Here is an 11808-nt window from a genome sequence, read left to right as displayed (position 1 = left end):
GTGCTGGGCGGGCGGGGGGCTTCGTACCCGGAGGCTCTGACCGCTTCGAGGACCTTGTCGCGGGTCGCGGGGGACACGTGTTTCTTGCCGCTGAGGACCTTGGAGACGGTCGGCACGGACACTCCGGCGGCCGCCGCGACGTCGGCCAGCGTGGCTCGGGCCACAGGACCTCCCGTTTGCCGCGGTGCCGCCGTCCCGGGTGGCACCGGCTTCTCATGACTTTCGGAAAATCACGTGAAACAGATAACGCGCTGACCTGGGACATCCAGCGACATATCGCCGCACGTCCCAGACGGTTGACAGGGCTACGGGCGGGAGCCTAGCGTAACCGCTCGGCAATGTCACGGTAATATTTCAGGAAATTGTCCGGAAACTTTCCGATGAACCTCCGGGCCGTTTATCGCTTTATGCGGAGGAAAAGGCGACATGACACGTATGGACGCATTCCGCCGTCGTGTGGGCGGTTTCGCCTTCGGCGGGGACTACAACCCCGAGCAGTGGGACCGTTCCGTGTGGCAGGAGGACATGCGCCTCATGCGCGAGGCCGGCGTCAACACGGTCAGCCTCGGCGTGTTCGCGTGGGCGTCGCTGGAGCCCGAGCCGGGCCGTTACGAGTTCGGCTGGCTGGACGAGATCATGGACCTCCTCCACGACAACGGCATCGGCGTCAACCTGGCCACCCCCACGGCGGCGCCGCCGGTCTGGCTCACCCACCTGCATCCCGAGGTCTTCCCGATCATGGCGGACGGGCAGCCGTTCGGCTTCGGCAACCGCCTGCACTACGACCCCTCCTCACCGATCTACCGGGAATACGCGGCCAGGATCACCACGAAGCTGGCCGAGCGCTACTCCTTCCACCCGGCGCTCGCGATGTGGCACATCAGCAACGAGTACGGCCCGACGGCCTACAACGAGGCCGCCTCGGTGAACTTCCGCCGCTGGCTCCAGCGCAGGTACGGCACCCTGGAGGCGCTGAACGACGCGTGGAGCACCCGCTTCTGGGGCCAGCTCTACACCGGCTGGGAGCAGATCGAGGTGCCGAACATCCCGCGCACCTGGATGAACCCGGCCAGGCGGCTCGACTTCAAGCGCTTCACCTCCGACGCGCTGCTGGAGTGCTTCATCGCCGAGCGCGACATCGTGCGCTCCTTCCGCGACGACATCCCGGTCATGACCAACTTCATGCGTTTTTACCGCAACGCCGACTACTGGAGGTGGGCGCCGGAGGAGGACGCCGTCGCGCTCGACATCTACCCGAACCCGGCCGAGCCCGACTCGCACGTGTCAGCCGCGTTCAACTACGACCTGTTCCGCTCGCTCAAGGGCGGCCGGCCGTGGCTGCTCATGGAGCAGGCGGCGAGCGCGGTCAGCCAGTGGAAGCTCAACGTCGTCAAGGAGCCGGGGCGGATGCGGCTCGGCTCGCTGCAGGCGGTCTCGCGGGCGGCCGACTCGGTGATGTTCTTCCAGTGGCGGGCGAGCCGCGGCGGCCACGAGCGGTTCCACTCGGCGATGTTGCCGCACTCGGGGCCGGACTCGCGCACGTTCCGGGAGGTCGCCGACCTCGGGCGGGAGTTGAGGCTGCTCGCGCCCGTGGCCGGCACGACCCAGCGCGCGCAGGTCGCGATCCTGTTCGACTGGGACGGCTGGTGGGGGCTGGAGGAGGTGGCGGGCCTGCCGCGCAACGACTTCAGCTACACCGACACCGTCATGCGGCACTACACGCCGCTGTGGGAGCGCCACCTCCCGGTGGACGTGGTCTCGGCGGCCTCGCCGCTGGACGGCTACCAGGTGCTGGTGGTGCCGAACGCGTACCTGATCGGCGACGAGGGCGTGGCGCGGATCGAGGCGTTCGCCCGCGACGGCGGGACGGTCGTCATGTCGTTCTTCTCCGGCGTCGTGGACGACTGCAACCGGGTGCGGCCCGGCGGCTACCCGGGGGCGTTCCGCCGGCTGATCGGCGCGAAGATCGACGAGTACTGGCCGGCCAGGCCGGACGAGGTGTTCGCCGTGGAGTTCGCCGACGGGCGGCGCGCGACGGCCACGTGGTGGCGCGACGACCTGCGTCTGGAGACCGGCAAGGCGCTGGCCACGTACGCCGACGGGCTTTTGGCCGGGCGCGCCGCGGTGGTGGAGAACCACTACGGCGCCGGGCGCGTGATCTACGTCGCGACCCTGCTGGAGCAGGAGGCGCTCGACGCCGTGGTGGCCGACGCGGTGGCGCGGGCCGGCGTGCGTTCCCGTTTCGAGGGCGTGCCGGCGCACGTGGAGTGCTCGGTGCGCGAGGACGACGCGCACGAGTACGTCTTCCTGCTCAACCACAGCGCGCGGGAGTCCGCGTCCGTCCCGCTGGACGGCGGGACGGATCTGCTCACCGGCGTCCCCGTGTCAGGACAGGTGGTGCTCGGTCCGCTCGGCGCGGCGGTCGTCCAGGCTCCCCGCGCCTAGCCAGGCGTCGACGCCGGCCCGCAGCTCCGCCTTCAGCCCGGCGGGGGCGAACGACGCCTCGATCGAGGCGCGGGCCAGCTCGGCCAGGTCGGCGTCGCCGAACCCGAGGACCTGCCGCAGCCGGTCGTACTCGTCGGCCAGGGCCGTCTCGCCGTCGGTGTTGACCGTCACGGTCAGGCCCGCCGCCCGCAGCCGGGGCAGCGGGTGCTCGGCCAGCGAAGGCACGAGGCCGAGCAGGACGTTGGAGGTGGGGCAGACCTCCAGCGGGACGGCGCGCTCGCCCACCTCGGCCACCAGCTCGGGGTCGTCCAGCACCCGGATCCCGTGGCCGAGACGCTCGGCGTGCCCCAGGTCGAGCGCCTCGCGGACGCTGGCCGGCCCCGCCGTCTCGCCCGCGTGGTGCACCAGGTGGAGCCCGGCGTCCCTGGCCGCGTCGCACACCTGCGCGAACGGCGCCAGCGGGTGGCTCTCGTCGCCCGCCAGGCCGATCCCGATCACCTGCTCGTGCCGGCGGGCCAGCTCGTACGTGCGCCACAGCCGCTCCACCGGCCGCCGCCTGGAGTGGTCGAGCAGCACCCGGCACTCGACGCCGTAACGCTCCCGGCCCTCGGCCAGCCCGCCGAGCACCGCCTCCAGCGGCATCTCCGGCTCGCCCACGCGCTCGCCGTGGGAGGCGGCGGTGAACGTCACCTCGGCGTAGCGGGTGCCCTGGGCGGCCTCGTCCTCGCAGAACTCCACCGCGATCCGGCGGAAGTGCTCGGCCGTGCGCAGCAGCTCCCTGACCCGGGCCCGCTGGTCGGCGAACTCCCTGAAGGTCGCGAACACCCCTTCGGGCTCGGCGACCCCGCCCAGGTCGCGCACGGTGCCCGGCCGTACGGTGCTCTCGAGGTGGACATGCAGGTGGGCCTTGGGCAGCGACCGTACGTCTCTCACGTACCGGCACCCTAGGGAGCGCTCCGGAACGCCCGCAACCGAATATCGGCCCTCTTGCCGGCCCGCGTCAGGGCTTCACGAGGCGGATCTTCGACTGCTTGTGCAGGGGCTCCCAGTCGTCCATGAACGTGGCGCGGAAGCCGTGCTTCGCGGCCAGGGCGATCAGGGTCTCGGTGCGGTAGTAGAAGTCCTCGCGCAGCACCTGGTGCTCCTTGCCCTCGGTGCGGTCGAAGGTGAAGTCGAACCAGGCGCCGGGCTTCATGACCCTGCCGACGTGGGCGAAGCACTCCTCGATCACCTCGATCGGGGAGTGGGAGAAGACGCTGTGCGCGTGGACCACGTCGAAGTGCTCGTCCGGCAGGAACGCGAAGCGCATGTCGCGCACCGGCGTGAGGTACGGCAGCTTCTCCGCCAGCCCGTGCCGGACGAGCGTGTCCTGGGCGGCCATGAGGATGTCGGGCGAGATGTCGACGCCGTAGTAGTTGCCGGTGTGCAGGTAGTCGATGAACAGGTGGCCCGCCCGCAGGTTGCCGCACCCGATCTCCAGCATCCGGCACTCGGGCTTCAGGCCGTGCTCGACGAGGTAGTCGAACTGCAGCCGGCCCAACTGGAGCCAGCGCTTGTGGGTGTGCGAGCCGACCGCGCCCTCGGGGTCGCGCGCGGTGTCGGACCTCATCACGGCCCGGTAGTAGGAGACGTGGTCGCGCGTGCGCAGCCGGAACCACGTGTCGCGGGCCAGCCGCCGCAGGTGGGGGAGGATCTTCCGCGGATTCTTGATCGCGTACGTCACTTGGTGGACGAGGCTGGAACGGGAGCGTTTCACAGGGGGAATCTAAGTCAGCCGCACCCGGCCCCAAAGGTCTGAGGCGACACTCTTGATCCCCCGTTTGCGTAGCCTTTCTGCACCGCCACATTCAACCCGACAATTTGGACGTTTATCAGCCAAGCTCACCAATAGTCTAAATCGCCGCTTCCAGGTGCCGAATCGGTCATCAGAATCCCTTGGTCAGGACTCGTTCAGATAGGCGAGGACGCGGTGGTTGTTGTCGTCGTCGTCGGTGATGCCGAGTTTGCCGAACATGGAGGTGGTGTACTTGCCGATGGCGCTCTCGCTGAGGAACAGCCGGCGGCCGATGGCCTGGTTGGACAGCCATTCCGCCATGAGGGCGGAAGGGCTGTGCCGCCGGGTCGAGGAGCCGTTGGACAGTTTGGAGATGACGGCCGGGTCCATGGCGGTCCCGCCCCGGGCGACCCCTTCCAGCGCGTCCATGACTGATCGGCTTCGAACACGCTCTCCTTGAGGAGATGGCCGATACCGCCCGCGCCGGTCAGCAGCTCACGGGCGTACAACTGCTCGACGTGCTGCGAGAGGATCAGGACCGGCGGTCCGGGCACTTCGCCGCGGGCGGCCGGCACCGCCCGCAGTCCTTCGTCCGACTGAGTGGGCGGCATGCGGACGTCGACGACGGAGACGTCCGGGTGATGGAGATCCGCGCCCTGGTGGCCTGGGCGTGCTTGAGCGCGTTGGTGAGCAGTTCGGCGACGCCGAAGTGGACGGCGGACTCGATCGGCGCGTCCAGACGCGGCACGACGCCGGCGCTGACGGCGGCTTCGAGCGGGCTGTCCATGGCGAGGACGCGGACGGCGTCGACGAGCCCTCGTTCGGTCACCACCGGCGGGTTGATGCCCCTGACCAGTTCGCGGAGCTCGCTCGGTGGCGGCGCCGGCCCGGGTCGACGCTCATCACGCCCGCGTACCCGCCGCCCAGGACCAGGACCCGCCAAGGTTGTGTGATGCTCATGTCCCAACGACGACGCAGCACACGCCCGAGTGAGGTTCTGCGGCCCCGGTGCGGCTAGCCCAGGTAGTCGCGCAGGGCCAGGGAGCGGGAGGGGTGGCGGAGCTTGGACATCGTCTTGGCCTCGATCTGGCGGATGCGCTCGCGCGTGACGCCGTAGACGCGGCCGATCTCGTCGAGGGTCATCGGCTTGCCGTCCTTGAGGCCGTACCGCATGCTGATCACGCCCGCCTCGCGATCGGAGAGCTGGCCGAGCAGGGCGCGCAACTGCTGCTGCAGGAGGGTGAAGGAGACGGCGTCGGCCGGGGAGACGGCCTCGGTGTCCTCGATGAGGTCGCCGAACTCGCTGTCGCCCTCGTCGCCCAGCGGGGTGTGCAGGGAGATCGGCTCGCGGCCGTAGCCCTGCACCTCGATGACGCGGTCGACCTCGAGCTCGCACTCCTTGGCGATCTCCTCGGGCGTGGGCTCGCGGCCGAGCTCGCTCTGCAGGCGGCGCTGCACCCGCGCCACCTTGTTGATCAGCTCGACCATGTGGACGGGGATGCGGATCGTCCGGGCCTGGTCGGCCATCGCGCGGGTGATGGCCTGCTTGATCCACCACGTGGCGTACGTGGAGAACTTGTAGCCCAGCCGGTAGTCGAACTTCTCGATCGTGCGGATCAGGCCGAGGTTGCCCTCCTGGATGAGGTCGAGGAAGAGCATGCCGCGGCCGGTGTAGCGCTTGGCGATGGAGACGACCAGCCGCAGGTTGGCCTCCAGCATGCGGCGCTTGGCCCGCTCGCCGTCGACGGCGATCCACTCCAGGTCGGCGCGCAGGTCGTCGGGCAGGCCCGGCTCAGTGTCGAGCCGCTCCCTGGCGAACAGCCCGGCCTCGATGCGCTTGGCCAGGTCGATCTCCTGCTCGGCGGTCAGCAGCGGGACACGGCCGATCTCCTTCAGGTACGCCTTCACCGAGTCGGCGCCGGCCGTGCCGCCGTCGGCGACGTTGTCGTCCAGTTCGAGAACCTCTGCTGCTTGGGACAAAACTCTCTCCTCGCTCGCTTTGGACGGACGGCGGCCTGGAAGTCCGCGGGAGCCCGGAATCGCACCGGGAAGACTGCGGCGACGGGCACCTTGGAGTTGTGCGGACGTGCGAACGTGACGGGCGCCTGACGGACCGTCTCCTTATCACGCTACCCAACGCATCCGACAACATGGGCCCGCGCGGGCAGCGGCTAGTGCGGCAGGGACGCCTGCGCCGCACGCAGCTCGGAGAGGGAGTCGTGCAGGTATCCGGCCAGTTCCCACGCGTCGGGCACCATCTCACGGTCGGTGAGCACGCCGACGTGGAGCGAGCCGTGGTAGGAGAAGGCCGTGATGTTGACGCCGCCGCTCACGTCGGAGATGACGGAGACCGGATAGAGGCTGAGCAACCGGGCGCCGCAGACGTACAGGGGGAACTGCGGGCCGGGCACGTTCGAGACGATCACGTTGATCGGCGGCGCGGACTGACCGATCAGCCCGAACGCCGAGCGCGAGGCCAGCCCCATGAGCGCGGCCGGCATCGACTCGCTGAACTCCCGCAGCCACCGAGCGGGCGCCACCGCGAACCGGTCCTTGATCCGGTGCATGGCGTGCCGCACGTGGTGCAGCCGGGCGACCGGATCGGCGACGTGCACGGCGAGCGGCGCCGTCATGAGCGTCACCTGGTTGCCGGGCTCGTCGACACCGGCGTCCCGCAGCGAGAACGGCACCCCGGCGACCAGCGGGCGGCGCGGCACGCCGCCGTGCGCGGCCAGCCACGCGCGCAGCGCGCCCGCGCACACCGTCATGACCACGTCGTTGACGGTGACCCCGAACGCCTTGCGGACCTCCTTGATCTCCTCCAGCGGCAGCGACGCGAACGCGAAACGCCGGTGCCGCGACACCGGCCCGCTGAACGGCGTCCTGGGCGCGGGCAACGTCGGCAGGCCGGGCGCCCGGCCGCGCCCGCCCAGGCGGCGGGCGAGCCCGGAGACCGCGGCGGCGCCGGGCAGCCGGGACAGCAGCGGGATCTCGTCCAGGACGGGCACCGCCTGGGCGGCGAACCGCACGGCGTGCGCCGGGTTGCCGGCCAGCCGCACCAGCCCGCGCGCCAGCATCCCGGCCGCGCCGGGCGGCGGCTCGTCGTGCTCCGGCTCACCCGGCGGCGGCTCCGCCGGCTCGGGACCGACGTCGAGCAGCGCGGCCAGCACGTCGGCGCCGCCCACGCCGTCCACGGCGGCGTGATGGATCTTCGTGTACAGGCCCATGCGGCCGCCGGACAGGCCGTGGATCAGGTAGATCTCCCACAGCGGCCGGCCGCGGTCGAGCCGCCGGGCGTGCAGCCGCGACACCTGCTCGGCCAGCTGCCGCTCGTCGCCGGGCGGCGGCAGGCCGATCTCGCGTACGTGGTAGTCGAGGTCGAGGTCGTCCTGCTGCGCCCAGTACGGGTGGTCCAGCCCGAACGGCACCGGGACGAGTCTGCGCCGCAGCGCGGGGACGTACGCGAGCCGCCGCTCCAGCAGAGCCTGCAGGTCCGCGCGGTTGATGTCGCCGTCGACGATGGCGAGGCCCGCGATGTTCGCGATGTTCGTGTCGGTCTCGAACTGGAGGAACTGCGCGTCGAGAGCGCTCAACTGCGGCATCCGTCACACCTCCGCACCGAACCAATCAGACTCCGCCCATCACTGCAAGGAACGACTTCCGGTGAAAAAGAGTCAGAGGAGGAGAAATGGCGCGATTGAGGTCGGGCTTGGCGGAGAATCTATACATCATGCTCCCCTCCGAATACCCCATCAAGCAGGTACGCGCTACGTACCCTGCGCTCTCCGACGGTCACGCCTACCTCGACGGCGCCGCCGGCACCCAGGTCCCCCGGTCGGTGATCGAGGCCATCGCCACCGCCTACCGGTCCGGCCTCGGCAACGTCGGGGGCGCCTTCCCGGCGAGCCACCGTTCCGACGCCATCGTGGCCGCCTGCCGGGCCGCGGTCGCCGACCTGGTCGGCGGCAAGCCCGGCGGCGTGATCCTCGGCCCCAACATGACCACGCTCACCTACCGCCTGGCCAGGGCCATCGCCGGGCCCGGCGACGAGGTCGTGGTCTCTCGGCTCGACCACGACGCCAACGTCCGGCCCTGGACCCAGACCGGCGCCACCGTGCGCTGGGCCGAGGTCGATCCGGTCACCGGGGAGCTGCCGGTCGAGCAGTACGCCGACCTCGTCAACGAGCGCACCAAGGTGGTCGCGGTGACGGCGGCCAGCAACATCATCGGCACCCGCCCCGACGTGCCCGCCATCGCCGAGATCGCCCACGCCGCCGGCGCGCTCGTCTACGTGGACGGCGTGCACGCCACCCCGCACGGCCCGGTCGACATGCGCGCGCTCGGCGCCGACTTCTACGCCACCAGCGCCTACAAGTGGTCGGGCCCGCACATCGGCGCGGTGGTAGCCGACCCGGCGCTGCTGGAGACGCTGCGTCCCGACAAGCTGGCCCCCTCGCCCGACACGGTGCCGGAGCGGTTCGAGACGGGCACCTCGCCCTTCGCCGACCTCGACGGCGTCACCGCCGCCGTCGACCACCTGGCCGCGATGGTGCCGGGCACCGGCAACCGCCGCGAACGCCTGCTGACCTCGATGGCCGCGGCGGAGGCGTACGAGCAGGCGCTGTTCGCGGTGCTCGTCGAGGGGCTGGAGACGATGCCGCACGTCACGATGTACGGCAAGCCCGCCCGGCGCACCGCCACCGTCTACTTCACCGTGGCCGGGCACACGCCGCGCCAGGTCGCCGAGCACCTGGCCAAGCTGGGCGTCAACGTCTGGCACGGCCACAACTACGCCTGGGAGCTGACTGGCGCGATGGGCATCCGCGACAGCGGCGGCGCGGTGCGCGCGGGCCTGGTCCACTACAACGACCGCTCCGACGTCGACCGGTTGCTGGAAGGAGTGGCGCGCCTGGAATGAACCGCCGCTCCCGGTTGCTGACCGGGACGAAGTCGTTCATGGAAGAAGGCGTTTCGCATGTCAGCGCAGGCCGTCGCGGCCCGGCTCATCGTGCAGGCCCTGGAGGCCGAAGGCGTCGAGTACGTCTTCGGCATCCCGGGTGAGGAGAACATCCACTTCGTCGACGCTCTCAGAGACTCCCCCATCCGCTACATCCTGGTGCGCCACGAGCAGGGCGCGGCGTTCATGGCGGAGATCTACGGCCGGCTCACCGGCAAGGCGGGCGTGGCCTCGGCCACGCTCGGACCCGGCGCCATCAACCTGCAGCTCGGCGTGGCCGACGCCACCACCAACAGCACCCCGGTGGTGGCGATCACGGCGCAGGTCGGGCTCGACCGCATCTACAAGGAGTCGCACCAGGTGGTCGACCTGGTGTCGCTGTTCAGGCCGATCACCAAGTGGTCGGAGCTGGCGCCCTCGGCGCAGGCGCTGCCCGAACTGATCCGCAAGGCGTTCAAGACCGCGCAGACCGAGCGGCCCGGCGCCGTCTACCTGGCCATCCCCGAGGACGTCGAGTCGGCGCCGCTCCCCGCCGATCTGCGCCCGCTCCCGGTCAACGTCGTCCGCCCCCAGGACCCGTCCTCCGCCCAGATCGCCCGTGCGGCCGACGTGCTGGCCACCGCCCGCCGGCCGATCGTGCTGGCCGGTCACGGCGCCACCCGCGCCGGGGCCTCGGGCGCGCTCGTCCGCTTCTCCGATCGGCTCGGCCTGCCGGTGGCCACCACGTTCAACGGCAAGGGCGTCTTCCCCGACGACCACCGGCACGCCCTCGGCGCGGTGGGGTTCATGCGGCACGACTACGTCAACTTCGGCTTCGACGAGGCCGACGTGCTCATCACGGTCGGATACGAGCTGCAGGAGTTCGACCCCGTCAAGATCAATCCGCTGCGTGACAAGAAGATCATCCACATTCACCGGTTCCCCGCCGAGGTGGACGACCACTATCCCGTGGCCGTCGGCGTGCAGGGGGACATCTCGCGGTCGCTGCACGCGCTCGGCGACGCCGTGCACCGCCGTTTCTCGCTGAACGGCACCGGCGAGCGGATCCGCCGCATGCTCAGCGAGGAGCTGGAGCAGGGGCGTTCGGAGAACGGCTTCCCGCTGTCGCCGCGCCGGGTGGTGGCCGACATCCGCCAGGCCATGGGGCGCGAGGACATCGTGCTGGCCGACACGGGCGCGGTGAAGATGTGGATGGCCCGGATGTACCCGACGTACGAGCCGAACACGATGCTGGTCTCCAACGGGCTGTCGTCGATGGGGTTCGCGGTGCCGGGCGCACTGGCGGCCAAGCTGGCGTTCCCGCGGCGGCGGGTGCTCGCGGCGACGGGCGACGGGGCCTTCCTGATGAACGCGCAGGAGCTCGAGACCGCCGTACGCGAGAAGGTGCCGTTCGTGGTGCTGGTGTGGGTCGACGGGGCGTACGGGCTGATCGAGTGGAAGATGAACCTGGAGCTGGGCCGCGACTCCCACGTGGCCTTCGGCAACCCCGACTTCGTCAAGCTGGCGGAGAGCTTCGGTGCCCGCGGCTATCAGATCACCGCGGCCGACGACCTCCTGCCGACCCTGCGCAAGGCGCTGTCGGACGACGCGGTGTCGGTGATCGCCGTCCCCGTCGACTACTCCCACAACCTCGACCTGACCAACAAACTCGGCGAACTCACCGGCCCGTTCTGAACGCCTGGGGGCGGGCACACGGGGCCGCCCTGACCGGGCACACCGGGCCGCTCTGACCGGGCGGCACACCGGACCGTCCCGACCGGGCACACGGGCCGTTTTGACGCGCGCACCAGGCCGTTCTGACCAGGCACATCGGGCCGTCGCGACCGGGCACACCTGGGGCGGGGCCGCCCGGCCGTTCTAAGATCGGCCGGGTGAGCCTGCCAGCCCTGCCCGCCACCGAGTCCCCCACCGGAGCCGCCGCCGGGATGCTGCCGGTCGAGCCGGCGCGCGACCCGTACCACGTCTACCTCGACTCGCTGACCAGCCCCGAGTCACGCCGGACGATGCGCGGCTGCCTCGACCGGCTGGCCAGGCTGCTGACCGGCGACGAGAACGCCACCGGTGCGGGACAGCCGTGGCACCTGCTGCGGTACGAGCACACCGTGCGCATCCGCACGATGCTCACCGACCAGGGGTGGTCGGCGGCGTACGTCAACAAGCACCTGGTCGCGCTGCGCCGGGTGCTGAAGGAGGCGTGGCGGCTCGGGCAGACCAGCGCGGAGGACTTCGCCCGCGCCGCGGACCTGGCCCCCGTACGCCAGAGCCGCCTGCCGACCGGGCACCACGTGCCGCCCGAGGTGGTGGGGGCGGCGCTGGCGGCGTGCGACGACTCGCCGGCCGGGGTGCGCGACGCGGCCCTGATCGCGGTGCTGTACTCCACCGGCTGCCGCCGCGCCGAGCTGGGCGGGCTGCAGCTGGCCGACTACGACCCGGGGGCGCGCTCTCTGCGGGTGCGCGGCAAGCGCGACAAGGAACGCCTCGTCTACCTGACCACCGACGCGATCAGCACCCAGCCGGAGCCCGGCCAGGAGAACGGCGCCCTGTCGCTCTACGACCCGCGCACCGGCGAGCTGGACGTGCGCCGCCCCGTCGTGCCGGACCAGAGCGTCTATTCGGTGGCCGCCGCCGAGGG

General features: G+C 70.9%; 10 protein-coding genes and 1 pseudogene. 4 read left to right on the top strand and 7 right to left on the bottom strand.

Annotated elements, in window-relative coordinates; translation table 11 throughout:
• Positions 1-164 (bottom strand): LacI family DNA-binding transcriptional regulator (locus tag C1J01_RS40065; RefSeq protein WP_268958788.1); only part of this gene is annotated, 164 nt, incomplete at its 3' end.
• Positions 165-426: 262 nt separating this feature from the next.
• On the opposite strand from C1J01_RS40065, the gene C1J01_RS40060 reads away from it, so the two are divergent.
• Positions 427-2445, top strand: a complete 2019-nt coding sequence (locus C1J01_RS40060) for a beta-galactosidase (RefSeq protein ID WP_235854977.1) — start codon at positions 427-429, stop codon at positions 2443-2445.
• Here C1J01_RS40060 and add read toward each other — a convergent pair.
• The 6 genes and pseudogenes from add to C1J01_RS40030 all read right to left on the bottom strand — a co-directional run bounded on the left by add (position 2386) and on the right by C1J01_RS40030 (position 7821).
• Entirely contained in the window at positions 2386-3378 is a 993-nt protein-coding gene (gene add / locus C1J01_RS40055) for an adenosine deaminase (RefSeq protein ID WP_111184274.1), read from the bottom strand. The two genes, C1J01_RS40060 and add, sit on opposite strands and share 60 nt — an antisense overlap.
• A gap of 67 nt (positions 3379-3445) precedes the next feature.
• A complete protein-coding gene (locus tag C1J01_RS40050) occupies positions 3446-4201 on the bottom strand; it encodes a class I SAM-dependent DNA methyltransferase (protein WP_111184273.1) in 756 nt (251 codons plus the stop codon).
• A 183-nt stretch (positions 4202-4384) separates the two neighbouring features.
• Positions 4385-4648: a helix-turn-helix domain-containing protein gene (locus C1J01_RS51605; RefSeq protein WP_220040348.1), complete on the bottom strand. Its 264-nt coding sequence runs from the start codon at positions 4646-4648 to the stop codon at positions 4385-4387.
• Positions 4649-4751: 103 nt separating this feature from the next.
• A complete protein-coding gene (locus C1J01_RS40040; RefSeq protein ID WP_220040347.1) occupies positions 4752-5051 on the bottom strand; it encodes a sensor histidine kinase in 300 nt (99 codons plus the stop codon).
• 182 nt (positions 5052-5233) lie between these two features.
• A pseudogene (locus C1J01_RS40035) lies at positions 5234-6262 on the bottom strand (RNA polymerase sigma factor); the annotation flags it as partial.
• A gap of 128 nt (positions 6263-6390) precedes the next feature.
• Positions 6391-7821, bottom strand: coding sequence for a WS/DGAT/MGAT family O-acyltransferase (locus tag C1J01_RS40030; protein WP_111184271.1), 1431 nt, complete (start codon positions 7819-7821; stop codon positions 6391-6393).
• Between the two features lie 128 nt (positions 7822-7949).
• Between C1J01_RS40030 and C1J01_RS40025 the strand changes: the two genes are divergently transcribed.
• The 3 genes from C1J01_RS40025 to C1J01_RS40015 all read left to right on the top strand — a co-directional run.
• On the top strand, positions 7950-9137 hold the full coding sequence (locus C1J01_RS40025; RefSeq protein WP_111184270.1) for a cysteine desulfurase-like protein: 1188 nt from the start codon (positions 7950-7952) through the stop codon (positions 9135-9137).
• Positions 9138-9194: 57 nt separating this feature from the next.
• Positions 9195-10850 (top strand): acetolactate synthase large subunit, encoded by a 1656-nt coding sequence (locus tag C1J01_RS40020; protein WP_111184269.1) that lies wholly within the window; start codon positions 9195-9197, stop codon positions 10848-10850.
• 197 nt (positions 10851-11047) lie between these two features.
• The coding region (locus C1J01_RS40015) for a site-specific integrase (RefSeq protein WP_111184276.1) at positions 11048-11808 on the top strand (761 nt) is incomplete at its 3' end.

This window comes from Nonomuraea aridisoli (assembly GCF_003236395.1).
GTDB lineage: Bacteria > Actinomycetota > Actinomycetes > Streptosporangiales > Streptosporangiaceae > Nonomuraea > Nonomuraea aridisoli.
Note: the sequence above shows the minus strand (reverse complement) of the source record. Positions and strands in the feature narration are given on the sequence as shown.